This window comes from Shinella sp. R2-11, assembly GCF_055330205.1.
This window is the reverse complement of record NZ_JBVAPC010000013.1, coordinates 42,802-67,349: the sequence shown is the minus strand read 5'-3', so window position 1 is coordinate 67,349 and position 24,548 is coordinate 42,802. Positions and strand designations below refer to the sequence as shown.

Genomic DNA, 24,548 nt, shown 5'->3' with positions numbered 1-24,548 from the left:
GGCGCTGGGCCTCGGTGCCTCGAAGATGCAGACCGTGTTCCACCACGTCCTGCCGCTCGCCATGCCCGGCATCCTGACGGGCACGATCATCGGCCTTGCCCATGCGCTGGGCGAAACCGCGCCGCTCCTGCTCATCGGCATGGTCGCCTTCGTCGCCGACGTCCCGGCAACGCCGATGGACCCGTCGACGGCGCTTCCGGTGCAGATCTACATGTGGGCGAACGAGGCCGAGCGCGCCTTCGTTGAGCGCACGTCGGGAGCCATCATCGTGCTCCTCATCTTCCTCATCCTCATGAACGTCGGCGCCATCCTGCTGCGCCGCCGCTTCGAACGGCGCTGGTAGAAGGACCGATCCTATGAACATGATGTCAGAAGCAGCAGTCGAGAAAGCGCTGGACAAGAAAATGAACGACATTTCCTACAAGATGATCGGCAAGGACGTCTCGGTCTATTACGGCGACAAGCGCGCCCTCTACGACGTCAACCTCAATGTCCGCGAAAACACCGTGACCGCCCTCATCGGCCCGTCGGGCTGCGGCAAGTCGACCTTCCTGCGCACGCTGAACCGCATGAACGACACCATCGACGGCTGCCGCGTCACCGGCCGCATCACGCTCGACACGGACGATATCTACGATCCGAACATCGACGTCGTCGAGCTGCGCGCCCGCGTCGGCATGGTCTTCCAGAAGCCGAACCCGTTCCCGAAGTCGATCTACGAGAATGTCGCCTACGGCCCGCGCATCCACGGCCTTGCGAAGGCGAAGGCCGACATGGACGCCATCGTCGAGCAGAGCCTCCAGAAGGCGGGTCTGTGGAACGAGGTGAAGGACCGCCTGCAGGAGAGCGGCACCGGCCTTTCCGGCGGCCAGCAGCAGCGCCTGTGCATCGCCCGCGCCGTCGCCGTCAGCCCGGAGGTCATCCTGATGGACGAGCCCTGCTCGGCGCTCGACCCCATCGCGACCGCCAAGGTCGAGGAGCTGATCCACGAGCTGCGCGCCAACTTCACCATCGTCATCGTGACGCATTCCATGCAGCAGGCGGCCCGCGTCTCGCAGCGCACCGCCATGTTCCACCTCGGCAACCTCGTCGAGGAGAATGACACCGACAAGATGTTCACCAACCCGGACGACCAGCGCACGCAGGACTACATCATGGGCCGCTTCGGCTGACGCCATCGTCGCCGAAGCCCCGGACACCCGAGCGCATCAAGGATAAAGCCATGACATCGACCCATATCGTCTCGATCTATGACGAAGAACTGAAGTACCTCTCCCGCCGCATCTCCGAGATGGGCGGCACCGCCGAGCAGATGGTGTCCGATTCCGTCCGCGCCCTCGTCACCACGGATGCGGCGCTGGCCCAGAAGGTCATCTCGGAAGACATCATCCTCGACAATGCCGAGCGCCAGATCAACGAGAAGGCCATCGTCACCATCGCCAAGCGCCAGCCGATGGCGGCGGACCTGCGCGAGATCATGGGCGCCATCCGCATCGCCGCCGAGCTGGAACGCGTCGGCGACCTCGGCAAGAACACCGCCAAGCGCGTCATCGCCGTGCAGAGCTCGGGCATGCCGCGCAAGCTCGCCCGCGGCCTGGAGCACCTTGCCGAACTCGCCCTGATGCAGCTCAAGGAAGTGCTCGACGTCTACGCCACCCGCTCGGTCGACAAGGCGAAGGCCATCCGCGAGCGCGACGACGAGATCGACGCGATCTACACCTCGCTGTTCCGCGAGCTCCTCACCTACATGATGGAAGACCCGCGCAACATCACGCCCTGCACGCATCTCCTGTTCTGCGCCAAGAACATCGAGCGCATCGGCGACCATGCGACCAACATCGCCGAAACCATCTATTACATGGCCACCGGCTCGCAGCCGGAAGGCGAGCGTCCGAAGGACGATACCTCGACCTCCGTCGTCGCCGCCGACGTTGCCGACGCCTCCGAGTAAGCGAATAGGGTTCGACACATGGTGCCCAGAATAGCCGTCGTCGAAGACGAGGAGGCGCTCAGCGTCCTCCTGCGCTACAATCTCGAAGCCGAAGGTTTCGAGGTCGACACGATCCTCTCCGGCGACGAGGCCGAGATGCGCCTGCAGGAGCGCATGCCGGATCTCCTCATCCTCGACTGGATGCTGCCCGGCGTCTCCGGGATCGAGCTCTGCCGGCGCCTGCGCCAGAGGCCCGAGACCGAGCGCCTGCCGATCATCATGCTGACGGCGCGCGGCGAGGAGAGCGAGCGCGTGCGCGGCCTTGCCACCGGCGCGGACGACTATGTGGTGAAACCCTTCTCGACGCCGGAACTGGTCGCTCGCGTGCGCGCCATGCTGCGCAGGGCCAAGCCCGAGGTCGTCTCGACGGTGCTGCGCTGCGGCGATATCGAGCTCGACCGCGACACGCACCGCGTCCACCGCCGCACCCGCGAGGTCCGCCTCGGCCCGACGGAATTCCGCCTGCTGGAATTCCTGATGACCTCGCCCGGCCGCGTCTTCTCCCGCTCGCAGCTCCTCGACGGCGTCTGGGGCCACGACATCTATGTCGACGAGCGCACCGTCGACGTCCATGTCGGCCGCCTGCGCAAGGCGCTCAACTTCGCCAACATGCAGGATGTCATCCGCACGGTCCGCGGCGCCGGCTATTCGCTGGAAGCCTGACCGGACGACCTTCCTCCCAAGGACGGAAATGGGCCCTTCGGGGCCTGTTTGCGTTTGGAGGGCTTCCGGCCGGCATTTCTGACAGCCCGAAACCCTCTCCTTCGTCATGCTCGGGCCTGTCCCGGGCATCTATTTCCCGATGCGCTGGCAGATCCTCGGCACAAGGCCGAGGATGACGCTGACGGGGGGAGCGAGGGCCGTCAACAAAAAGGCCGGCGTTTCCGCCGGCCTCCTTTCTTCATCCTGTCGCCAGGTCTCAGAACTCTTCCCAGTCGTCCTGGGCGAGCGCCGTGTTGCCGGCGACCTGCGGGATGGCGCGGGCCGTGCTGCGCGGGGCTTGGTAGGCGGCGCGCTGCGGCTGGGCCTGCGGGCGCGTGGCCTGCTGGACCGGCTGCTGGGCGGCCATGGCGGCGGCGCCGGCGCGGAAGCGGGCGACGAGCGTCTTCAGCGTCTGCGCCTCGTCGTTGAGCGCCATCGAGGCGGCGGTGGTTTCCTCCACCATCGCGGCGTTCTGCTGCGTCACCTGGTCCATCTGGTTGACGGCCGCGTTGATCTCCTTGAGGCCGACCGCCTGCTCGGAGGCCGAGGACGAGATCTGGCGGATCAGGCCGTTGATCTGGATGACCTGCTCGGCGATGTTCTCCAGCGCGCCGCCGGCCTTGCCGACGAGATCGACACCCTCGCGGACCTGCACCTCCGAGGTGTTGATCAGCGTCTTGATCTCCTTGGCGGCATTGGCCGAACGCTGCGCCAGTTCCCGCACTTCCTGCGCGACCACCGCGAAGCCCTTGCCGGCCTCGCCGGCGCGGGCGGCCTCGACGCCGGCATTGAGCGCGAGCAGGTTGGTCTGGAAGGCGATGTCGTCGATCACGCCGATGATGTTGGAGATCTCGCGCGACGAGTGCTCGATGCCGTGCATGGCGGCGATCGCCTTCTGCACCACTTCGCCGGACTTGCTGGCGTCGTTGCTGGCCGTGTCGACGGATTTCGCCGCGACGCGGGCGTTCTCGGCGCTGGAATTGACCTGCGAGGTCAGTTCGTCGAGCGCCGCGGCGGTCTCCTCCAGGCTGGCCGCCTGCTGCTCGGTGCGGTGCGAAAGGTCGGCCGCGCCCTTGGAGATCTCGCTCGTGCCGCCGCCGATATTGCCGACCGAGGCGTTGACCGTCTGGATCGTCTCCTCGAGGCTGGCGATGGCCGAGTTGAAGTCATTCTTGAGCTTGCCGTACTCGCCGGGGAAATCACCCGAGAGACGGAAGGTCAGGTTGCCGGACGAGAGCTGGGCAAGGCCGTCGCCGAGGCGGGCGACGATGTCGCGCTGCAGGGCGTTCGAAGAGGCCCGTTCGGCTTCCGAGCGGGAGCGCTCGGCCTCGGTCAGCTGGCGCTGGCTGTCGGCTTCGGCTTCCAGGCGCCTGGTGTCGGCGAGCTGGTGACGGAAGCCTTCGAGGGCCTTGGCCACCGAACCCGTCTCGTCCGAGCGCTGCTGGCCGGAGACCGGCTGCGTATAGACGCCGTCGCTGAGCGTCGCGACGTCGCTGACGAGGCCTGCGAGCGGCTTCTGCACGAAGAAGCGCACGGCGAAATAGAGGCCGGCCAGCACCGCGCCGAGCACGAGGAGGCCGCCGACGATCATCATGGTGGTCTGTTCGCGGATCGGCGCGGTGATCGCCGCGCGCGGCACGTCGACGAGGACGACCCAGCTCGTGTTGATGTCCGGCAGGGCGAAGGGATAGACGACGCGGTCGAAGGCGGAAAGCTCGCCGAAGGAAAGGTTCTCGACGCGGCCGACCTCGCCGGTGGCGAGCGCCTTCTTGACGATGTCGACGCCCTCGCCGTCATACTCCTTCATCAGGAGATCTTCCGTCGGGGCGACGATCCACTTGCCGGTCTGGGAGAGGAGCAGCACGCGGCCCTCGCCGAAGGGCTTCAGCTTGCTGAGCTTTTCGTAGAGCGTCTTCAGCGAGACGTCGATGCCGGTGACACCGATGCGCTTGCCGCCGGAAACGACCGGGAAGGCGATCGAGGCCATGGTGAAGCCTTCGCCGGTGGAGCTTTCCTTGTAGGGCTGGCTCATCGCGCCCTTGCCGCTGTCCGCGGCGAGCGCATACCACTCGGCCTTGTAGTCGGATTCGAAGGTGGAGAGCGCGATGGAGCCGTCCTTGCGCTTCGTCCAGTAGGGATTGAACGAGCCGTCCTTGAAGGTGCCGGTCGCCAGGTCCTCGGCCGTCTCGCGCGACTTGCCGTCGAAGGCGTTCGGCTCCTCGGCGAACCAGCTGCCGAGTGCGAAGCTGTTCTTCTCAGCATTCGCCTTGATGATGTCGACGACTTCCTTGCGGTCGAAATGCCCGCCGGAATGGCCCTGCTCGATCACGCCGGCCATGGAGCGCGCGGCACTGGCGAGCTGGCCGATATCGGTCGCGATGTCGGATGCGATCGCCTTGGCCTCCGTATCGGCTTCCGAATAGACGAGGCCGGCGACGCGGTCCTGGGACTGGCTGATGAGAACGGTATTGGACGCGAGCATGACGAGGGCAATCGTGCCGCCCGTGACCGCGATGAGCTTCGTCGCAAGCGACTTGGCCTGGAACTTGAACATGAAATCCTCACGATGGGATATGTCCGCGGCCGACGGCCGCGAAGGGGCACACTCGATTGCGGGGGTCTCCATCATGGAGTGCGGGGCGCGCGACCAGCGCCAGAGACGGTCCGGCCTGTCGAAGGCGGATATCTGGAGGTTTCAGTAACCGGTAAAATATTAATAAAAAGCCAAGTTCCGGGGCTGCGGCCTGCTCCGCCGGCTGAATTTTCAGGCGTCGCGGCAAAATGCGACGCCTGGTATAGGCTATGCGGATTCTCCTGACGCGGCGGTTGTGCCGTCTCGTCAGACCATCGCGTCGACGGCGGCGGCGAAGGGGATGGAGGGCTGCGCGCCGGGCTTGAGGCAGGCGAGCGAGCCGGCGACCGCCGCGCGGCGAAGCGCGTCCTTGAAGGCAAGGCCGGCATCGAGCGAGGCGGCGAGATAGCCGCAGAACGTATCGCCCGCCCCGACCGTGTCGACGGGCTCGATCTTGAGGCCCATGGCGCGGAAGACCTCATTCTTGCGGATGGCGACGACGCCGTCCGCGCCGAGCGTCACGATGATCGTCTGGCCGCTCTCGGCATGCAGGCGCCGCATGGTCGCCTCGCGCTCCTCGTCCGAAAGCTCGCCCTTGCCGACGAAGAGGTCGAATTCCGTCTCGTTGGCGACGAGGATGTCGGCCATCGCGCCGAGCGTCTTGGCGGCGGCGCTGAAGGGAGCGATGTTGACGATGGAGATGACGCCCTTCTGTTTGGCGGCGGCGAGCGCCGCCTCGATGGAGGCGTTGGGGATTTCGAATTGCAGCATCAGGTAGTCGCCGCGCGTCATCGCGCCGACCGAGCGGCGCGCATCCTCCTCGGCGACGGTACCGTTGGCGCCCGGCACGACGACGATGACGTTCTCGCCGTCGTCCTCGGCGACGAGGATATGGGCGGTGCCGGTCGCTTCCGCCGCCGAGCGCACGGCGTTGAGGTCGACGGCGGCGTCGGCGAGGAGGGCGAGCGCCTGGCTGCCCAGCCGGTCGTCGCCGACGGCGCCGGCCATGCGCACCATGGCGCCGGCGCGGCGGGCGGCGAGCGCCTGGTTGGCGCCCTTGCCGCCGGCGGCGGTGGTGAAGCTGGTGCCCATCACCGTCTCGCCCGGCTTCGGCAGGCGTTCAGGCGTTGCGATGAGGTCCATGTTGATGGAACCGAGAACGGTGATCATGAGAGCTGCCCCTTGTCGTTTCCGCCGGACACTGCCCGAGGCGGTCAGTCCTCGTCAACCACTCTCAGCCGCAACTGGCCCGTCCGGCTCTCGGTGGCCTTCTCCCGCTCGTGCGAAAGCTCCGGAACGGTCTCGAATTCGAGCTCGCCGATGCGCGCGCCGCGACGCGCAAGCTTCTCCGTGGACGTCAGAATCAGGTCCACGTCCTTCTGCGCGGAGGTGAAATGGCCATGCAGCTTGCGCACCCGGTCGTCGAGCCGCGTCAAATCGTCCATCAGCCGCGCGACCTCGCCCTGGATGACATGCGCCTGCTCGCGCATCCGCTGGTCCTTGAGGAGGGATTGCAGAACCTGAACCGAAAGCATCAGCAGCGAGGGCGAGACGATGACGATGCGGGCGCGGTGCGCGCGCTGCACGACGGGCTCGAAATTCTCGTGGATGCTGGCGAAGATCGATTCCGAGGGGACGAAGAGGAAGGCGGTGTCCTGCGTCTCGCCGGCAAGGAGGTATTTTTCCGAGATGTCCCGGATATGCACCTCCATGTCGCGGCGGAACTGCTGGGCGGCGATCTTTGCGGCCTCCGGCGAGCGCCCGTCCGCCATGGCGTTCCACGCCTCCAGCGGGAATTTCGCGTCGACGACGAGCGGCGGCTGGCCGTTCGGCATGCGGATGGTGCAGTCCGGGCGCACGCCGTTGGAAAGCTGCGCCTGGAACTGGTAGGCGCCGGGCGGCATCGCGTCGGCGATGATCGTCTCCATGCGCGACTGGCCGAAGGCGCCGCGCGTCTGCTTGTTGGAGAGAATGGCCTGGAGCCCGACCACGTCCTTCGCCAGCAACTGGATGTTCGTCTGGGCATTGTCGATCACCGCCAGCCGCTCCTGCAGGCGGCGCAGGTTCTCGTGCGTCGCCCTGGTCTGCTCGGAGATCGACTGGCCGAGCCGCTGCGTCAGCCCGTCGAGCCGGCTGTTGATCGCCTGGTTCGTCTCGGCCTGCTTGCTGCCGAACACCTCCGCCATGGCGGCAACGCGCCCCTGCATCTCGGTCTGTGCTTTCAGGAGTTCCCCGAAACGTAGCTCGGCCATCGCCGCAGCCTCCCGCTGGCGGTTGTGGCTTCGGCGTGCGGAAAGGAGTCCGAAGGCCGCCAGCAGCACGGCCGCAAGCAGCACCAGAGCCGGGCCGGGACCGCCGAGCCGGTGGAGGATGGAGGAGATGAGCGTGTCGAATGCGGGATCGATCATGCCGCGACCATAGCACGGATTGCGGCGGAAACCAGATCATAACGTGAACAAATCGCCGGGGAAGCCGGTGAAGTCGATTGAAAGCGCAAAAAAACCGCGCTAAGGGAGGCGCATGACCATCAAGCCGCTGATTATCCTTCCCGATCCGATCCTCCGTCAGGTTTCCAGGCCCATCGAAACCGTCGACGGCGAGGTGAAGAGGCTCGCCGACGACATGCTGGAGACCATGTACGATGCCCCCGGCATCGGCCTGGCCGCCATCCAGATCGGCGTCGCCCGCCGCATGCTCGTGCTGGACGTCTCCAAGGACGGCGAGGACAAGACGCCGCTCGTCTTCATCAATCCGGAAGTCGTCGCCTCGTCGGATGCGCGCTCGGTCTATGAAGAGGGCTGCCTGTCGATCCCGGACTATTATGCCGAGGTCGAGCGCCCGGCATCGATCACCGTCCGGCACCTCGACCGCGAGGGCAAGGAGCAGGTGACGGAGGCGGAGGGCCTGCTGGCGACCTGTCTCCAGCACGAGATCGACCACCTCAACGGCGTGCTGTTCATCGACCATATTTCCAAGCTGAGGCGCGAGATGGTGATCCGCAAGTTCACCAAGGCGGCCAAGATGCGCGGCAGCAAGGCGCTCTGAGGCGGCAATAGCCGCCCGCAATCCATTTCACGGGAGGCTGACCGATGGCCCTTCGCATCATCTTCATGGGCACGCCGGATTTCTCCGTCCCGACGCTGGAGGCGCTTGCCGAGGCGGGCCACGAGATCGTCGCGGTCTATTCGCAGCCGCCGCGCCCGGCCGGCCGCCGTGGCCTCGAACTGGTGAAGTCGCCGGTGCACCAGGCGGCCGAGCGGCGCGGCATTCCCGTCGTCACGCCCGTCAATTTCCGTGCGGAAGCCGACCGCGAAGCCTTCCGCGCCCATGGGGCGGATGTCGCGGTGGTGGTCGCCTATGGCCTCCTGCTGCCGGAAGCGATCCTGACCGGCACGCGTCTCGGCTGCTATAACGGCCATGCCTCGCTCCTGCCGCGCTGGCGCGGGGCGGCACCCATCCAGCGGGCGATCATGGCGGGCGACGACGAGACCGGCATGATGGTGATGAAGATGGACAAGGGCCTCGATACCGGCCCCGTCGCGCTCACCCGCCGCGTGGCCATAAGCGAGAACATGACGGCCGGTGCGCTGCACGATGCCCTGATGCAGGTGGGTGGTGCACTGATGGCCGAGGCCATGGGCAGGCTGGAGGCCGGCGACCTGACGCTGACGCCGCAGGCCGAGGAGGGTGTGCTCTACGCCGCCAAGATCGACAAGGCCGAGACCCGCATCGACTTCTCGAAGCCGGCTAAGAATGTTCACAACCATATCCGCGGCCTCTCGCCCTTCCCCGGCGCCTGGTTCGAGCTGCAAATCGGCGGAAAGCCGGAGCGCGTGAAGGTGCTGGCGAGCGAGCGGGCCGATGAAGGCGTTTCGAAGCCCGCCGGCACGGTGCTCGACGACCGGCTGACCATCGCCTGCGGGAAGGGCGCGGTGCGCCTCGTGCGTTTGCAGAAGGCGGGCGGCAAGCCGCTGGATGCGGCGGACTTCCTGCGCGGCACGCCGGTTTCGGCCGGCGAGGTGCTGGGCTGATGCCGCGCTACCGGCTTCGCATCGAATATGACGGCACGCCCTATGTCGGCTGGCAGCGGCAGGAGAACGGTCCTTCCGTGCAGGGCGCCATCGAGGCGGCGATCCTGTCGCTGACCGGCGAGACGGTCTCGATCCGCGGCGCGGGCCGCACGGATTCCGGCGTCCATGCCATGGGGCAGGTCGCCCATGCCGATCTTTCGCGGCACTGGAAGGAGCACACGCTGAGGAACGCCCTCAACGCGCATCTCGGCATGGCCGGCGAGCGCGTCGCAATCCTCGATGCGGCTGAAGTGCCGGACGATTTCGACGCCCGCTTCTCCGCGAAGAAGCGGCATTATCTCTACCGCATCATCTCGCGCCGCGCGCCCTTGGCGCTGGAAGCGAACCGGGCTTGGTTCGTCGCCAAGGAGCTGGATCACGAGGTCATGCACGCCGCCGGGCAGGTGCTGGTCGGCAGGCACGACTTCACCACCTTCCGCGCTGCCCAGTGCCAGGCAAACAGCCCCGTGCGCACCATCGACCGGCTGGAGGTGACGCGCAGCGTTGAACTGATCGAGATCCGCGTCTCGGCGCAGAGCTTCCTGCACAACCAGATCCGCTCCTTCGCCGGCACGCTGAAGCTGGCGGGCGAGGGCAAGTGGACGGTGGACGACGTGCGTGCCGCGCTGGAGGCGCGCGACCGCAAGGCCTGCGGCCCGGTGGCGCCGCCGGACGGGCTTTACTTCATGGCGGTGGATTACTGAACCATCTAGCCGGGCAGCATGCCGAGGAGGCGCTGCAGTTCCTGCGCGACGATCATCGGCGGCAGCACGTAGATCGCGGTGATCGCCGCCGCCAGCAGGTTCTGCTTGCCGACGCACATCCAGACGAGGCGGAATTGCAGCACGATGCTCGCGCCGAACACGGCGTAGAGCAGCAGGCCGGCAAAGGGCGCGCTCTGCGGCAGGACGAGCGACAGCGCGAAGGGCAGCGCCGCCGCATAGGCGAAGGGCACGGAAATCCAGTTGCTCGCCGTCACCACGGTCGCAAGAAACCTGCCGTAGCCGAGCAGGCGGGCCAGCGCGACGAGCAGCACGAGCGGCAGCAGCCAGCCGACGATGTCGATCACCAGCAGCCTGATGACGAAGCCGGCGCCGGCCGGCGTGCCCGCCGGCATGCCGGCGAGATAGTAGAGCCGCCAGGACGCCCAGATGACGGCAAAGGCCGGCAGGCACCAGGCGAAGGCCCAGAAGGAGCGGACGAGCCCGCGCAGCGTGAGGTCCAGCCAGCCGAACCCCTCCTGCTTCCGCTTCAGCAGCAGGTAGATGCCGTTGAGGTAGTAGAGGACCTCGTCAAGACCGGGCATCGCCGAACCAGCGCGCGATGAAGGTCTCGTAGATCACGGTCAGCGTCTCGAGATCGGCGACCGCCACCCGCTCGTCCACCATATGCATGGTCTGGCCGACGAGGCCGAATTCCACGACCGGGCAATAGTCCTTGATGAAGCGCGCATCGGAGGTGCCGCCCGTCGTCGAGAGCTTCGGCGCCCGGCCGGTCACGGCCTCGACGGCGCCCGACAGCGAGGCGATGAGCTGGTTGTTGCGCGTCAGGAAGACGTGGCTCGGCCGCTCGGCCCATTGGATGTCGTAGCGCACGGGCGCGCGGCCGGGCCGAAGCTTCTCGTCCCGCGCGGCGGCGTCGAGCCGGCGCACGATCTCGGCCATCACGGTCTCGGCGGTCCAGCCGTCGTTGAAGCGGATGTTGAAGCTGGCGCTCGCCTCGGCCGGCACGACGTTGGTGGCGCGGTTGCCGACGTCGATGGTCGTCACTTCCAGGTTCGACGGCTGGAAATTCTCCGTGCCGGCGTCGAAGGGCGGGTGCATCAGCGCGTCGGTGAGCGCGATCACGCCGCGCACCGCATTGTCGGCGAGGTGCGGATAGGCGGCGTGGCCCTGCACGCCGCGGACGGTAAGCGAGCCGGAGACGGAACCGCGCCGGCCGATCTTGATCATGTCGCCGAGCCGGTCCGGATTGGTCGGCTCGCCGACGAGGCAGGCGTCCCAGCGCTCGCCCCGCTCGGCCGCCCATTGCAGCAGCTTGACCGTGCCGTTGACGGCCGGGCCTTCCTCGTCGCCGGTGATGAGGAAGGAGACGGAGCCCTTCGGCGGGCCGTTTCTCTCGATGTGGCGCGCGACGGCGGCGATGAAGCAGGCGATGCCGCCCTTCATGTCGACGGCGCCGCGGCCGAACATCTCGCCGCCGGAAATCTCGGCGCCGAAGGGATCATGCGTCCAGGCGGCGGCGTCGCCGACCGGCACCACGTCCGTATGGCCGGCGAACATCAGGTGCGGACCCTCGGTGCCGATGCGGGCATAGAGGTTCTCGATATCGGGCATGCCGGGCTCGCTGGCGACCATGCGCTCCACCGTGAAGCCGAGCGGCTCCAGCATGGCGGCAAGTGCCGTCAGCGCGCCGCCTTCGGCCGGCGTCACGGAAGGGCAGCGGATGAGGGTCGCGAGGTTTTCGATCGGATCGGCGGAGGTCATGGGCATGCGTCACGGCACCTGAAAGGGAGAGAATCGAGGTGTAGCCGATCGCTCGGGGCCTGTCACGCGCGGCCGATGCGCGCGCTCACGCCTTTGGCCGGTCGGGCAGGCGGCCGTAATCGTTCGGGCCGGGCGTGCCGGGCCAGACGAGGAAGACGAAGAGCGCGAGGAAGGAGATGGCGGGAATGAACAGGCAGACGATCAGCGGCAGCGGCAGGTTCATATCGTGCAGCCGCTTGATCGTCAGCAGGATGGAGGAGACCGTCGAGACGATGGCGACGATGAAGAAGGCGAAGGCCCAGAACAGGAAGGCCGCGTCTTCCTTCGGCACGACGACGATGCGGGTAAGCGCCGCCGAGAGCAACATCAGCCAGAAGGCCCAGCCGAGCGCGAAGGGCACGCGGCTGAGGCGGCCGGACCAGCCGAAGAAGAGCCAGGCAAGGGTCGGTCCCCGCTCTTCCGCGGCCGCCATGGATCAGTCCCTGAGGAGTTCGTTGATGCCGGTCTTCGAGCGGGTCTGGGCGTCGACGCGCTTGACGATGACGGCGCAGTAGAGGCTCGGGGCCGCAAGGCCGTTCGGCATGGTCTTGTCGGAGGGCATGGAGCCGGCGACGACGACCGAATAGGGCGGCACTTCGCCATAGGTCACTTCGCCCGTCGCGCGGTCGACGATCTTGGTCGACTTGCCGATGAAGACGCCCATGCCGAGCACGGAGCCCTCGCGCACGATGCAGCCTTCGACGACCTCCGAGCGGGCGCCGATGAAGCAATTGTCCTCGATGATCGTCGGGCCGGCCTGCATAGGCTCCAGAACGCCGCCGATGCCGACGCCGCCGGAAAGGTGCACATGCTTGCCGATCTGCGCGCAGGAGCCGACCGTCGCCCAGGTGTCGACCATCGTGCCCTCGCCGACATAGGCGCCGAGATTGACGAATGAGGGCATCAGGATGGCATTCGGCGCGATATAGGCCGAGCGGCGCACAACGCAGTTCGGCACGGCGCGGAACCCTGCCTTCTCGAATTCGTTGACGCTCCAGCCGTCGAACTTGGAGGGCACCTTGTCCCACCAGGCGGATTCCCCGGGGCCGCCCTTGACGATCTCCATCGGGTTGAGGCGGAAGGAGAGCAGCACGGCCTTCTTGAGCCACTGGTTCACCGTCCAGTTGCCGTCCTCGCCGCGCTCGGCGACGCGTGCCTTGCCGTTGTCGAGCAGGTTGAGCGCGGTCTCCACCGCATCGCGCACTTCGCCGCGCGTTGAGGTATTGATGCCGTCCCGTTCCTCGAAGGCGCGGTCGATGGTTTGAGAAAGGGCGGCGAGGTTGGACGTGTTCATCGGAATTCCTTAAACTTCGAGGCTTATTTTCGATTGTCGGGACGCCGGAAGGTCGATTTCATCAATCAGCAAAATGCTCTAGAGCAAGTGCCGGGAAAGATGAAGCCCCTTTCCGGCAGATACTGTCGCACGGGCGAACGGGTAATCCCGTGAGAGTTGAAAGCAGGAAAGTGACATGGCGAGACTGAAGAAGAAGAACCTGCGCCGCAAGGATGGCGTGTGGGATCCGTTGGCCGACAGCGCGCAGGACAAGCACCGCGCCGCCGTGGTGCCGCAAACGCCGCAATCGGCAAATCCCGCCTACCGGCTCGCCTATGTCGACGACGACTTCCTCTGCCGCGAGGAGCTGCGCCCGGTGCGCCTCCAGCTTGAGCTGCTGAAGGTCGAGATGATGCTCGCCGAGCGCGGCATCAAGTCGACCGTCGTCATGTTCGGCGGCGCGCGCATTCCCGCTCCCGGCCAGGAGGCCTGGGCGGCGCGCAACGAGACGCAGCGCATGAACCTCGAGGCGGCCTCGGTCTATTACGAGGAGGCGCGCAAGTTCGCGCGCATGTGCTCGGAGAAGTCGGCCGAGCTCGGCTTCAAGGAATATGTCGTCGTCACCGGCGGCGGGCCGGGCGTCATGGAGGCGGGCAACCGCGGGGCGACCGATGTCGGCGCCCCGTCGATCGGCCTCAACATCGTGCTGCCGCACGAGCAGGCGCCCAACCCCTATGTCACGCCGGAGCTCAGCTTCAACTTCCACTATTTCGCGGTCCGCAAGATGCACTTCCTGCTGCGCGCCAAGGCCGTCACGGTCTTCCCCGGCGGCTTCGGCACGCTGGACGAATTGTTCGAGACGGTGACGCTGATGCAGACCGGCCGCATGGCGCTGGTGCCGCTGATCCTCTTCGGCAAGGAATTCTGGCACAGGATCATCGATTTCGACGCGCTCGCCGCCTTCGGCACCATCGCGCCCGGCGACGTCGAGCTGATGCAGTTCGTCGAGACGGCGGACGAGGCCTGGGACATCATCGTGAAGTTCTACGAGAAGCTCGAAGCCGAGCAGGTGGCGGTCGCGGCACACGGCTGACGGGCCGCGCTTCCTTCACAAAAGACGCCCCGGCAGAACCGGGGCGTTTCAGTCGGACGTGCTGCCGGGAAGGCCTACTTGTCGCCGCGCTTGCCCATCTCGTCGAGGGTGATGAAGCCGTCGCCGTTGCGGTCGCGCTTCTTGAACATGGCGATGGCGGCGGTTTCCATTTCAGCCTTGGTCAGGGTGCCGTTCTTGTCGGCGTCGGCGCGCTCGAACATGTGCATGCCCCTGCCGTCGATCCGGGCCTCGCGCATCGCCTTGCGGGCGGCGTCCTTCGCCTCGCCGTCTGTCGCCTTCACCGCGCGGAAGGCCTTGCGGGCGTCGCGGAAGGCCTCACGCTTCGCGTCGATCTCGGCCTTGGTCACCTCGCCGTTGCCGTCGGTGTCGAGGCGCTGGAAGGTCTGCGTGGCGCGCGCCAGCATCTCGGCCTGCGAGATCTTGCCGTCCTTGTCGGTGTCGAGCCGGTTCAGCATGCGCTCGGCGCGCTTCCCGCCATCCTTGCCGTGATGGCCCTTGCCCTTCTTGCCGGGCCGGGCATCCGCCGTATCGATGGCGCCGTCCTTGTTCGTGTCGCGGCGCTCGAAGGCCTTTTCCGCCACGGCGAGCACTTCGGCCTCGGAGAGCGTGCCGTTCTTGTCGGTGTCGGCCTTTTCGAACATCCGGCCGGCGCCCGGCAGCATGTAGGGTCCGCCGGCGCGCAGTGCCTCGCGGGCCTTCGCCCGGTCCGCCTTGGCGGCGTCGTGAACAGCCTTGCGGGCGTCCTTGAAGGCGTCACGGCGTGCCTTGATCTCGTCCTTCGTCACCTGGCCGTTGCCGTCGGCGTCGAAGGCCTTGAAGGCGGCGGAGGCGTTCGCCTTGAACTCGGCGAGCGAGACCTTGCCGTCCTTGTCGGTGTCGAGGCGCTCGATCATCGCGCCATGGTGGTGGCCATGCTTGTGCTTGCCCTTGGCGGCGAAGGCGGGGGCGGCTGCGCCCGAGAAAATGAGGCTGGCAGCTACGGCGCCGAGAAGAAGTTCCTTTTTAGCCATGGTCGTTCCTTTCATCCATCGTCGTCCCTTGAGGGGCAGGATAGGGGGAACGTCGGCCGGCGCCAGTTACAAATTGGTAATTGAACCTTATGACCGGAAAGGGTTTTTTCCGTGTCCGGAACAAGGCTTGCCTTGCGGGACCTTAGAGCAGCGCGTTGAGGAAGGCCGTCAGGTTCGACGTCGCATAGTCGATATGCCTGTCATCGTCCGTGCGCTTTTCCCAGGCGTCGGTGAATTCGTGGTCGATGTCGCGCGGGGTGAGCAGCACGGTCTTCATGCCGAGCGCCTTCGGCACGACGAGGTTGCGCGGCAGGTCCTCGAACATCACCGCATGGCCGGTATCGACCCGGTGCAGCGCCATGAACTTGTCATAGGTCTCGCCGGCCGGCTTCGGCACATATTCCGCCGCCACGATGTCGAAGACGTCGTCGAAATGATGGAAGATGCCGAGCGCCCTTGCGGCCATCTCGGCATGCTTCACGCTGCCATTGGTGAAGATGAACTTGCGGCCGGGCAGCGCCTGGATCGCCTCGCCGAGCGGAAGGTCCGGCGACAGCACGTCGTAATCGATCGCATGCGCCTTTTCGAGGAAATCGGCGGGATCGATGTGATGGTGGATCATCAGCCCCTTCAGCGTGGTGCCGTGATCGAAATAATACTGCTTCTGCAGCGCCCGCGCGTCCTCGCGCGAAAGGCCGAGCAGCGCCGAGACGTAAGCCGTCATGTTCTTGTCGATCTGGGCGAAGAGGTCGACATGGTGCGGATAGAGCGTGTTGTCGAGGTCGAAGACCCAGTCACGCACATGGGAAAAATCGGCTTTGCTCGGAAGATCGGTCATGGGCCGTCTTATGGCACGGGTCCGGGGCGAGGGAAACGGAATTTTCCGCGATGGCCCGCCGCGGGTGATGGATTTGCGGCAAGCCCCATGCTAGCGGGCTGGCATGGAACTCTGGATCCCCATCACCATCGCCGCCGCCTTCCTGCAGAACCTGCGCTCGGCCCTGCAGAAGCACCTTCAGGGCTCGCTCGGAACGCGCGGCGCGAGCTTCGTGCGCTTCGGCTACGGCTTTCCTCTGGCGATCCTCTACGTGCTGGTGCTGCGCCTTGCGGTCGGCCTGCCGTTTCCGGCGCTCAACGGAACCTTCGCCTTCTGGGCGGTGATCGGCGGCCTTGCGCAGATCTTCGCGACCATGCTGCTGGTCTACCTCTTCTCGCTGCGCAACTTCGCCGTCGGCACGGCCTATTCCAAGACGGAGCCGGTGCAGGCGGCGATCTTCGGCTTCGTGCTGCTCGGCGAGCGCATCACCTTCGGCGCGGTCGTCGCCATCATCGTTGGCGTCGTCGGGGTGATGCTGATCTCGCTCGCCCGCGCGCCGCTCTCCTGGCGCAACATCCTCGCGGCGCTGACAAGCCGCACCGCGCTGATCGGCATCGCCTCGGGCGCGGTCTTCGGCATCTCGGCGGTCGCCTATCGCAGCGCCTCGCTGTCGCTTCAGGGGCCGGGGCCGATCATGGACGCCGCCGTGACGCTCGCCTGCGTCACCACGTTCCAGACGGCCTTCATGCTGGTCTGGATGGGCTGGAAGGACAAGCGGGAGATCGTCGACGTCCTGAAGAGCTGGCGCTCGTCCTCGCTGGTCGGTATTGCCGGCGTGCTCGGCTCGGCCTGCTGGTTCACGGCGATGAGCCTCCAGCAGGTCGCCTATGTGCGCGCGCTCGGCCAGATCGAGCTGGTCTTCACCTTCATGGCGTCGTATTTCCTGTTCCACGAGCGGGTGAACCGCACGGAGGCGGCCGGATGCCTGCTGATCGTCTGCGGCATCCTCGGCCTTCTCTTCCTGTAGGGCTCAGGGCACCAGCAGCGTGCCCGCGCCGTGCTCGGTGAAGAGTTCCAGCAATACCGAATGGGCGGTCTTGCCGTTGAGGATGACGACGCCCTGAACACCCGCCTTGATGGCGTCGATGCAGGTCTCGACCTTCGGGATCATGCCGCCGGAGATCGTGCCGTCCTTGATGAGCGCGCGGGCCTCGGCGACGGAGAGCTCCTTGATGAGCTGGCCGTTGCGGTCGAGCACCCCCGGGACATCCGTCAGGAAGAGCAGGCGCGTCGCGTTCAGCGCGCCGGCGATGGCGCCGGCGAAGGTGTCGGCGTTGATGTTGTAGGTATGGCCGTCGCGGCCGGGCGCGACCGGGGCGATGACCGGGATCATCTCGGATTTGGCGAGCAGGTCGATCAGCGTGCGGTCGACCTCCACCACCTCGCCGACGAAGCCGAGGTCGAGGATGCGCTCGATATTGCTGTCGGGGTCGATGACGGTCTTCTTGGCCTTCTCGGCGAAGACCATGTTGCCGTCCTTGCCGCACAGGCCGATCGCCCATTCGCCCGTCTGGTTGATGAGCGCGACGATCTCCTTGTTGATCGAGCCCGCCAGCACCATCTCGACGATCTCGACCGTCTTCTGGTCGGTGACGCGCAGGCCCCCCTCGAACTTCGATTCGATGCCCATCTTGGTCAGCATCGCGCCGATCTGCGGGCCGCCGCCATGCACGACGATGGGGTTGACGCCGGACTGCTTGAGAAGCGCGATGTCGCTGGCGAAAGCCTTGCCGAGCTCGGCATTGCCCATGGCATGGCCGCCGTATTTGACCACGATGGTCTTGTTCTCGTAGCGCTGCATATAGGGCAGGGCCTGGGCGAGAAGGCGGGCTTGGGTTTCGCTTTCGGATAGGGACATGGCGGCCTCGTGGAATTGGACGGGGGCCTGTTTAACGCATGTTTCGTGACGATGGAATGATCCCCATGATCGGTGGCGCAAAAAGCCGATGGGGAATATGATGCGGCTCCGCGCCTGCCTATAGGCAAAGGCCCACCGGCGTCCCTATATGTGGAAAGAGGCCAAGTCCTCGCGTCAGTCCTGGAACCGAGAGAGTGGATGAGCCGATGGCGGCGTCCGACCGAGAGATGAGAGAACCGTGCTGCGATCAGGTGATCGCGGGCGAATACGTGCTCGGGGTCCTGTCCGACGAAGACCGCCGCAAGGTCGAGGCACGGCTGATGCGCGACCGCCAGTTCGCCGCCATGGTGAGCCGCTGGGAGGAGAACCTCGCCACCTTCGGCGACGGCTACGAGCCGCTGCATCTTTCCCCCGGCGCCCGCGCGCCCGTCGAGCAGCATATCCTCACCACCACCCCGTGCGACGCCGTGTTTTCCGGCAAGGTCTCCGGCGGCTGCTGGCATTCGCTGGCGCTCTGGCGCGCGCTCGCGCTCGCCTCCTTCGCCGTCGCCGCCGGCCTTGCCCTTCTCCTCAGCGCGCTTCTGGCGCCGCGTCCCGTCAATGGCGGCCGGCTGGTCGCCGGCATGACCGGCGAGAACGCCGCGATGGGGCTGGTCGCCCGCTATGACGATGCGAGCGGCACGCTCGCCGTGACGCCCGTCGCCGCCGGTCCCGAAAAGGAAAGGTCGCTGGAGCTCTGGCTGACCGAGGCGGGCAAGGCGCCCGTCACGCTCGGCGTCCTGCCGCAGACCGGCGAGGGACGGCTGGCGGTGCCGCGCGAAATGCGCAGCCGCATCGTCGAGGGCGCGACGATCTCCGTCAGCGTCGAGCCCTTCGGCGGCTCGCCGACGGGCAGGCGGACCGGCCCGGTGCTGGCGACCGGCGCGGCCCGGTTCGACTGACGGTCCCGATTATCGATCGATGGCGCTGAGGATCGCGGCCCGCAGGTCGTCGAGCCCGCGGCTCTTCTCCGACGAGGTGGCGAGCACCTCCGGATAGGCGGCCGGGTGCTTGGAGATCTTCTGGAGCGTCTCCTCGACGAGGCGCGGCACGCCGGCATCCTTGATCTTGTCGGTCTTGGTCAGCACGACCTGGTAGGAGACCGCTGCCTTGTCGAGCAGCGAGAAGACCTCGTCGTCGTTCTTCTTGATGCCGTGGCGGCTGTCGATCAGCACATAGACGCGCTTCAGCGTCGAGCGGCCGCGCAGATAGTCGAAGACGAGCTTCGTCCAGGCGTCGACCTGTTCCTTCGGCGCCTGCGCGTAGCCGTAGCCCGGCATGTCGACGAGCGCCATCGGCGGCAGGTCGTCCTCGGCGCCGGAAAAGCCGTCCGGCACGAAATAGTTGAGCTCCTGCGTGCGGCCGGGCGTGTTGGAGGTGCGGGCAAGGCCCTTGTGGCCGACCAGCGCGTTGATCAGCGACGACTTGCCGACATTCGAGCGGCCGGCAAAGGCGATCTCCGGCGGGCCTTCGGGCGGCAGGAATTTCATCGCCGGCACGCCGCGGATGAAGATCCACGGCCTGCCGAACAGCGGCTTGTCGCCCGTTGCGCTCGTCTCTGTCATTGCTTCCAGCCTTCCTTGTCAGGCCCCCGGCTTCCCGGTTTTGGCCGCGAAAGTCAAGCGCGCGCCCGCCGCCGGGCATACGGCAAAAGAAAACCCCGGCCGATGGCCGGGGTTTCGCATGTCGTCCGACGGGATCGTCAGGATGGTTTCGTCTTCTTCCCGAACAGGCCCTTCAGATTGTCGAAGAGCTCGATCTTGACGCCGTGGCGCTTCATGATGATCGCCTGCTGCACGATGGACAGCGTGTTGTTCCAGGCCCAGTAGATCACGAGGCCGGCCGGGAAGGATGCCAGCATGAAGGTGAAGACCAGCGGCATCCAGGTGAAGATCATCGCCTGGGTCGGGTCCGGCGGCGTCGGGTTCATGCGCATCTGCATGAACATGGTGATGCCCATGACGATCGGCCAGACGCCGATCAGAAGCACATGCGGCACGTCGTAGGGCAGGAGGCCGAACAGGTTGAACAGCGACGTCGGATCGGGCGCCGAAAGGTCCTGGATCCAGCCGAAGAACGGCGCATGGCGCATCTCGATGGTGACGTAGATCACCTTGTAGAGCGCGAAGAACACCGGGATCTGCAGGAGGATCGGCCAGCAGCCCGCCAGCGGATTGATCTTCTCCTCCTTGTAGAGCTGCATCATCGCCTGCTGCAGCGCCATGCGGTCGTCGCCGTGCTTGGCCTTCAGCTCCTCCATCTTCGGCTGCATCTTCTTCATGTTGGCCATGGAAGCGTACTGCTTGCTGGCGAGCGGGAAGAAGAGGCCCTTGACGACGATGGTCGTGATGAGGATCGCGATGCCGAAATTGCCGAAGTAGCGGTAGAAGAAGTCCATGAGCTGGAACATCGGCTTGGTGAAGAACCAGAACCAGCCCCAGTCGATCATCAGGTCGAAGCGCGGGATCGAGTAGGACGTCTTGTACTGGTCGATGATCGGCACTTCCTTGGCGCCGCCGAAGAAGAGGTTCTTGACCTCGATCGTCTGGCCGGGAGCGATGGTCACGTCATCCTGGCGATAGTCGGCCTGGTAGCGCGGGCGGCCGTCCTGGAAATAGGAGAAGCGCGTCTCGTAGGGGGTCGCCTGCGGCGGCACGAGCGCGGTCGCCCAGTACTTGTCGGTGATGCCGAGCCAGCCGCCCGTCGCCTTGCCGGGCGCGACGGTGGTGTCCTTCTCGGCGTCCTTGTACTTGACTTCATGCAGGCCGAGGTCGCCGAGCTCGCCGATGAAGCCTTCGTGCAGCACGTAGACCGACGGGGTCGTCGGCTTGAAGAAGCGCGTCGTGCGGCCATAGGCCGAAAGCGCGACCGGCGCTTCCGTGCGGTTCTCGATGCTGTCGGTGACGGTGAACATGTAATGCTCGTCGACCGAGATCGTGCGGGTGAAGGTCATGCCCTTGTCGTTGGTGTAGGAGAGCTTGACCGGGGTCGCCTGCGTCAGCTTGCCGGCGCCGTCCTGCGTCCAGACGGTCTGCGGGCCGGGCATCTGGCCGGTCGCCTCGCTGCCGACATAGCCGATTTCGGCGAAGTAGCCGTGCTCGGTCTCGGCGGGGCTGAGAAGGGTGATGATCGGGCTCGTCTTGTCGACGGTCTCGTGGAATTCCTTGAGCCTCAGGTCGTCGAAGCGCGCGCCCGTCAGGTTGATGGAGCCGGCAAGCGCGGGCGTGTCGATCTCGACGCGGGCGGACTTGGCAAGGGCCTGTTCACGCGTTTCCGTCGTGGTCGCCCCGGCTGCGGCGCCCGGCAGCGTGCCGTTCGTCCCGGTGGCGGCGGGCGTGGTGCCGCCTGCGGTGGTGGTCGTCGTCTGCTCGCTCGTCTGGGCGGTCTGCTGGGCTTCCAGCGCGGCGCGATCCTTCTCGAGCTTGGGGTTCACATAGAGGAACTGCCAGGCGACGAGGATCAGCACGGACAGCGCGATCGCCACGAAGTAATTGCGGTTTTTTTCCATCACTCTTTCCCGGGCGCAGCAGGGTGCTGCTGCTTGTGTTTCTTCTGCCGCGTGGTGATCCGGTCCTTCAGACCGGCCTGCAGGGTTTCGAAGGGCGCGCCGAGCACGTCCCGTCTGGCGACAACCACATAGTCGTGTCCGGGCTCCATTGCAAACCCGGCCGATAGCCGCACGGCCTCTTTCAGGCGGCGGCGCATGCGATTGCGTTCCACGGCGTTGCCGTGCTTCTTGGTAACGGTGAAGCCGACGCGGGGCGGTTCGTCCGGCAACTGCCGGTCACGCACTTCGAGAAGGAACAGGGGACCCTTGCGCCTCTCGCCCTCGCGCACAAAAAGAAACTGCGGACGGCTTTTCAGCCGTCCGACAGCAGATTTTTCATCAGTTTTCGTCATTGCCCGTCGCCTCTGTTCGGGCAGGCACGGCCTTAGGCCGAGAGACGTGCGCGGCCGCGGGCGCGGCGTGCGGACAGGACCTTGCGGCCGCCCTTCGTAGCCATGCGGGCGCGGAAGCCGTGACGACGCTTGCGGACAAGCTTGGAGGGTTGGTAGGTACGCTTCGACATTTATTTAATACCGCGGTGTGCGGCCCTTCTTGGGTTTGCGTTACGCAAGGAGCGTGAAAGTCCGGCACAGGGTTGCCCTCGCGGGAAGCCGAGCTTTCCGGACGTGCGCGGCTTATAAGGGCAAAGCCGGTCGAAAGTCAATTGTAGCGGAATTCTTGCCATGCGTCCGTCACAGTCGTTAATGGCGTTGCCCTTCAAGGTTGTATATTCCTTGAATATCGTCAGCTTCGCTTCACGCTGGGTGAGGGGAAGCGGAGCGGAAATTCCCCGGAAGCAGGGCATGCGCCAATATTAGGAAGCTTTCACTCGTCCCCCGTTTGTGCCGGGTTGCATCAAAATCTAATTAACCTTTAGCCTTTACCGTTCCTGCCAAAGGTAAGCAGGACCCTTCCGCTTGCCGATTGCTATCCGTGCCATTGGGAGTGTGACGTGAAGATACGCGGCAAGATTTATCTCATCGTTGGGGTGATGGGCCTCATTTCGGTCCTCATCGGCGGTATCGCCGTCCATGTCGTCTCCGAATACAGCGACAAGCTTCGCCAGTATGAGAATGCCGCCGACCGCGCCTTCCTCGGCGAGCACCTGAACCGCCAGGTCACCGCCGTCGTCATGGAAGCCCGCGGCATCTATGCCGCCAAGGATGCCGAGGGCGCCGGGAAGTTCGCCGAAGGCATCGCCAAGGAACTGGACGGTATCGACAAGACGCTGAACGAGTGGCGCCCGCTGGTGCCGGCCGAGCAGAAGGCCGCCTTCGACGCCGTCGTCGCCCGCGCCGCCGAATTCCGCACCTTCCGCACCGAGACCGCGCGCCTCGGCAGCGAGGGCTCCATCGCCGCGGCCAACGAGCAGGGCAACAACGAAGGCAACCGCGCCAACCGCAAGGCCTTCCAGAAGGAAATCGACGCCGTCGTGGAGACGGACAACCAGAACCTCGCCGCGATCCGCGGCGATATCGAGGCCTTCGAGACGCTGATGCTGATGCTGGTGCTCGGCACGGTCGGCGCGGGCCTCGTGATCGGCGGCGGCACCGCCTTCTATATCGCGACCAACGAGCTCAGCCGCCCGATCCAGAACGTCACCGAGACCATGAAGCGCCTTGCCGGCGGCGACCTCGAGACCGAGGTCCCCTATGCCGGGCGCAAGGACGAGATCGGCGAAATGGCCGGCGCCGTCGCCGTCTTCCGCCAGAACGCCATCACGGTGCGCGACCTCAACGCCCAGGAACAGATCCTGCGCGAGAAGAGCGCCGACCTGCAGTCCTCCATCGCGGCCGTCGTGCATGCCGCCGCCGCCGGCGATTTCAGCTCGCGCATCGCCAAGGACTACCAGAACGACGACCTCAACCGCTTCGCCCGCAGCGTCAACGAACTCGTCGCCGGCGTGGAGGAGGGCATCGCCGAAACCCGCCGCGTCATCGGCGCGCTGGCCGAAGGCGACCTGACGCAGACCATGGACGGCAGCTTCCGCGGCGCCTTCGCCGAATTGCAGCAGAACGTCAACACGACGCTCGCCACGCTCCAGAGCACCATGCGCGAGGTGCGCGCCTCCACCGACGCGATCAACGCCAATTCCGGCGAGCTGCGCACCGCCTCCGACGACCTTTCCAAGCGCACCGAGCAGCAGGCCGCCGCGCTGGAGGAGACCTCGGCCGCGCTGGAGGAGATTACCGCCGCCGTCAAGAACTCGACGGAGCGCGCCAACGAGGCGAGCGTCATGGTCGGCGAGGCGACGCAGAGCGCCAAGCAGTCCGGCGCCATCGTGCGCAACGCCATCGACGCCATGGGCCGCATCGAGCAGGCGTCGAGCGAGATCAGCCAGATCATCTCGGTGATCGACGAGATCGCCTTCCAGACCAACCTGCTCGCGCTCAATGCCGGCGTCGAGGCCGCCCGCGCGGGCGAGGCCGGCAAGGGCTTTGCCGTCGTCGCGCAGGAAGTGCGCGAGCTTGCCCAGCGCGCCGCCAGCGCCGCCAAGGACATCAAGGGCCTCATCACCAAGTCGGGCGACGAAGTCTCCGTCGGCGTGCGCTACGTGCAGGAGACCGGCACGGCCCTTTCCGACATCGAAAGCCGCGTCGTCACCATCAACGACCGCATCCACTCGATCGCCACGGCCGCCCGCGAGCAGGCGACCGGCCTTCAGGAGGTCAGCACCGCCATCAACCAGATGGACCAGGTCACCCAGCACAATGCCGCCATGGTCGAGGAGACCTCGGCCGCCACGCACAAGCTCAAGGGCGAGGCCGACAGCCTTGCCGGCCTTGTCGCCCGCTTCCGCACCGGCGACGGCGCCTTCCAGGCGGCGCCTGCTCCGGTTCGCGCCGATGCGCGCCCGGTCGAATCGCCCGCCCGCCGCATGATGGGCAGCGTCGCCCGCGCCTTCGGCGGCAACCGCGCGGCGGCCGCCACGGCCACGGAGAGCTGGGAGGAATTCTGATCTCTGATCGGG

General features: G+C 66.2%; 25 protein-coding genes. 11 read left to right on the top strand and 14 right to left on the bottom strand.

The window, feature by feature from the left end:
* The 4 genes from ACZ1A1_RS23730 to phoB form a co-directional block, all read left to right on the top strand.
* Positions 1 to 343, top strand: a 343-nt coding sequence (locus tag ACZ1A1_RS23730) for an ABC transporter permease subunit (RefSeq protein ID WP_463621855.1), incomplete at its 5' end; no start/stop codon positions are given.
* A gap of 13 nt (positions 344 to 356) precedes the next feature.
* Positions 357 to 1,172 (top strand): phosphate ABC transporter ATP-binding protein PstB, encoded by an 816-nt coding sequence (gene pstB, locus ACZ1A1_RS23725; RefSeq protein WP_313196717.1) that lies wholly within the window; start codon positions 357 to 359, stop codon positions 1,170 to 1,172.
* A gap of 50 nt (positions 1,173 to 1,222) precedes the next feature.
* Positions 1,223 to 1,951 carry a phosphate signaling complex protein PhoU gene (gene phoU / locus ACZ1A1_RS23720; protein WP_313196718.1) on the top strand — a complete coding sequence of 243 codons (729 nt, stop codon included), beginning with the start codon at positions 1,223 to 1,225 and terminating at the stop codon, positions 1,949 to 1,951.
* 18 nt (positions 1,952 to 1,969) lie between these two features.
* A complete protein-coding gene (phoB, locus tag ACZ1A1_RS23715; protein ID WP_313196719.1) occupies positions 1,970 to 2,653 on the top strand; it encodes a phosphate regulon transcriptional regulator PhoB in 684 nt (227 codons plus the stop codon).
* Positions 2,654 to 2,909: 256 nt separating this feature from the next.
* On the opposite strand, the gene ACZ1A1_RS23710 is transcribed toward phoB, so the two are convergent.
* The 3 genes from ACZ1A1_RS23710 to ACZ1A1_RS23700 form a co-directional block, all read right to left on the bottom strand.
* Entirely contained in the window at positions 2,910 to 5,246 is a 2,337-nt protein-coding gene (locus ACZ1A1_RS23710) for a methyl-accepting chemotaxis protein (protein WP_463621853.1), read from the bottom strand.
* 285 nt (positions 5,247 to 5,531) lie between these two features.
* Positions 5,532 to 6,434 carry a ribokinase gene (locus tag ACZ1A1_RS23705; RefSeq protein WP_463621852.1) on the bottom strand — a complete coding sequence of 301 codons (903 nt, stop codon included), beginning with the start codon at positions 6,432 to 6,434 and terminating at the stop codon, positions 5,532 to 5,534.
* Positions 6,435 to 6,478: 44 nt separating this feature from the next.
* Positions 6,479 to 7,672 (bottom strand): DNA recombination protein RmuC, encoded by a 1,194-nt coding sequence (locus ACZ1A1_RS23700; RefSeq protein ID WP_463621851.1) that lies wholly within the window; start codon positions 7,670 to 7,672, stop codon positions 6,479 to 6,481.
* Positions 7,673 to 7,784: 112 nt separating this feature from the next.
* On the opposite strand from ACZ1A1_RS23700, the gene def reads away from it, so the two are divergent.
* Genes def through truA form a run of 3 tightly spaced genes read left to right on the top strand, consistent with a single transcriptional unit; the run spans position 7,785 to position 10,038 of the window.
* Positions 7,785 to 8,309 (top strand): peptide deformylase, encoded by a 525-nt coding sequence (gene def / locus ACZ1A1_RS23695; protein WP_463621850.1) that lies wholly within the window; start codon positions 7,785 to 7,787, stop codon positions 8,307 to 8,309.
* Positions 8,310 to 8,353: 44 nt separating this feature from the next.
* Complete coding sequence (gene fmt, locus ACZ1A1_RS23690) at positions 8,354 to 9,295, top strand: methionyl-tRNA formyltransferase (RefSeq protein ID WP_463621849.1); 942 nt, start codon at positions 8,354 to 8,356, stop codon at positions 9,293 to 9,295.
* Positions 9,295 to 10,038, top strand: a complete 744-nt coding sequence (gene truA, locus ACZ1A1_RS23685) for a tRNA pseudouridine(38-40) synthase TruA (protein WP_463621847.1) — start codon at positions 9,295 to 9,297, stop codon at positions 10,036 to 10,038. Before fmt ends, truA begins: the two co-directional genes overlap by 1 nt.
* Before the next feature lie 5 nt (positions 10,039 to 10,043).
* Here the strand turns inward: truA and ACZ1A1_RS23680 are convergent, their stop codons facing one another.
* From ACZ1A1_RS23680 to dapD, 4 genes are all read right to left on the bottom strand, one after another.
* Positions 10,044 to 10,640, bottom strand: a complete 597-nt coding sequence (locus ACZ1A1_RS23680) for a hypothetical protein (protein ID WP_463621846.1) — start codon at positions 10,638 to 10,640, stop codon at positions 10,044 to 10,046.
* Entirely contained in the window at positions 10,627 to 11,820 is a 1,194-nt protein-coding gene (gene dapE, locus ACZ1A1_RS23675; protein WP_463621859.1) for a succinyl-diaminopimelate desuccinylase, read from the bottom strand. Before dapE ends, ACZ1A1_RS23680 begins: the two co-directional genes overlap by 14 nt.
* Positions 11,821 to 11,905: 85 nt before the next feature.
* Positions 11,906 to 12,292, bottom strand: coding sequence for a DUF805 domain-containing protein (locus ACZ1A1_RS23670; RefSeq protein ID WP_463621845.1), 387 nt, complete (start codon positions 12,290 to 12,292; stop codon positions 11,906 to 11,908).
* Between the two features lie 3 nt (positions 12,293 to 12,295).
* Positions 12,296 to 13,153: a 2,3,4,5-tetrahydropyridine-2,6-dicarboxylate N-succinyltransferase gene (gene dapD / locus ACZ1A1_RS23665; RefSeq protein ID WP_463621844.1), complete on the bottom strand. Its 858-nt coding sequence runs from the start codon at positions 13,151 to 13,153 to the stop codon at positions 12,296 to 12,298.
* A gap of 175 nt (positions 13,154 to 13,328) precedes the next feature.
* On the opposite strand from dapD, the gene ACZ1A1_RS23660 reads away from it, so the two are divergent.
* Positions 13,329 to 14,225 (top strand): LOG family protein, encoded by an 897-nt coding sequence (locus ACZ1A1_RS23660; protein WP_463621843.1) that lies wholly within the window; start codon positions 13,329 to 13,331, stop codon positions 14,223 to 14,225.
* Between the two features lie 74 nt (positions 14,226 to 14,299).
* On the opposite strand, the gene ACZ1A1_RS23655 is transcribed toward ACZ1A1_RS23660, so the two are convergent.
* Entirely contained in the window at positions 14,300 to 15,256 is a 957-nt protein-coding gene (locus tag ACZ1A1_RS23655; RefSeq protein WP_463621842.1) for an EF-hand domain-containing protein, read from the bottom strand.
* Positions 15,257 to 15,398: 142 nt separating this feature from the next.
* A complete protein-coding gene (locus ACZ1A1_RS23650) occupies positions 15,399 to 16,094 on the bottom strand; it encodes a pyrimidine 5'-nucleotidase (RefSeq protein ID WP_313194674.1) in 696 nt (231 codons plus the stop codon).
* 103 nt (positions 16,095 to 16,197) lie between these two features.
* On the opposite strand from ACZ1A1_RS23650, the gene ACZ1A1_RS23645 reads away from it, so the two are divergent.
* Complete coding sequence (locus tag ACZ1A1_RS23645; RefSeq protein WP_463621841.1) at positions 16,198 to 17,100, top strand: EamA family transporter; 903 nt, start codon at positions 16,198 to 16,200, stop codon at positions 17,098 to 17,100.
* 3 nt (positions 17,101 to 17,103) lie between these two features.
* Here ACZ1A1_RS23645 and argB read toward each other — a convergent pair whose 3' ends face one another.
* Entirely contained in the window at positions 17,104 to 17,991 is an 888-nt protein-coding gene (argB, locus tag ACZ1A1_RS23640; RefSeq protein ID WP_313194672.1) for an acetylglutamate kinase, read from the bottom strand.
* A 206-nt stretch (positions 17,992 to 18,197) separates the two neighbouring features.
* On the opposite strand from argB, the gene ACZ1A1_RS23635 reads away from it, so the two are divergent.
* Positions 18,198 to 18,932, top strand: coding sequence for an anti-sigma factor (locus tag ACZ1A1_RS23635; RefSeq protein WP_463621840.1), 735 nt, complete (start codon positions 18,198 to 18,200; stop codon positions 18,930 to 18,932).
* Positions 18,933 to 18,941: 9 nt separating this feature from the next.
* Here the strand turns inward: ACZ1A1_RS23635 and yihA are convergent, their stop codons facing one another.
* The 4 genes from yihA to rpmH form a co-directional block, all read right to left on the bottom strand.
* Positions 18,942 to 19,595 (bottom strand): ribosome biogenesis GTP-binding protein YihA/YsxC, encoded by a 654-nt coding sequence (gene yihA / locus ACZ1A1_RS23630; RefSeq protein WP_463621839.1) that lies wholly within the window; start codon positions 19,593 to 19,595, stop codon positions 18,942 to 18,944.
* A gap of 137 nt (positions 19,596 to 19,732) precedes the next feature.
* Positions 19,733 to 21,538 carry a membrane protein insertase YidC gene (gene yidC / locus ACZ1A1_RS23625; protein ID WP_463621838.1) on the bottom strand — a complete coding sequence of 602 codons (1,806 nt, stop codon included), beginning with the start codon at positions 21,536 to 21,538 and terminating at the stop codon, positions 19,733 to 19,735.
* A complete protein-coding gene (gene rnpA / locus ACZ1A1_RS23620) occupies positions 21,538 to 21,930 on the bottom strand; it encodes a ribonuclease P protein component (protein ID WP_463621837.1) in 393 nt (130 codons plus the stop codon). The genes yidC and rnpA overlap by 1 nt, the downstream gene beginning before the upstream one ends.
* A 32-nt stretch (positions 21,931 to 21,962) precedes the next feature.
* Entirely contained in the window at positions 21,963 to 22,100 is a 138-nt protein-coding gene (gene rpmH, locus ACZ1A1_RS23615; RefSeq protein WP_037405882.1) for a 50S ribosomal protein L34, read from the bottom strand.
* Between the two features lie 429 nt (positions 22,101 to 22,529).
* Between rpmH and ACZ1A1_RS23610 the strand changes: the two genes are divergently transcribed.
* Positions 22,530 to 24,536, top strand: coding sequence for a methyl-accepting chemotaxis protein (locus ACZ1A1_RS23610; RefSeq protein WP_313194667.1), 2,007 nt, complete (start codon positions 22,530 to 22,532; stop codon positions 24,534 to 24,536).
* Positions 24,537 to 24,548 lie beyond the last annotated feature (12 nt).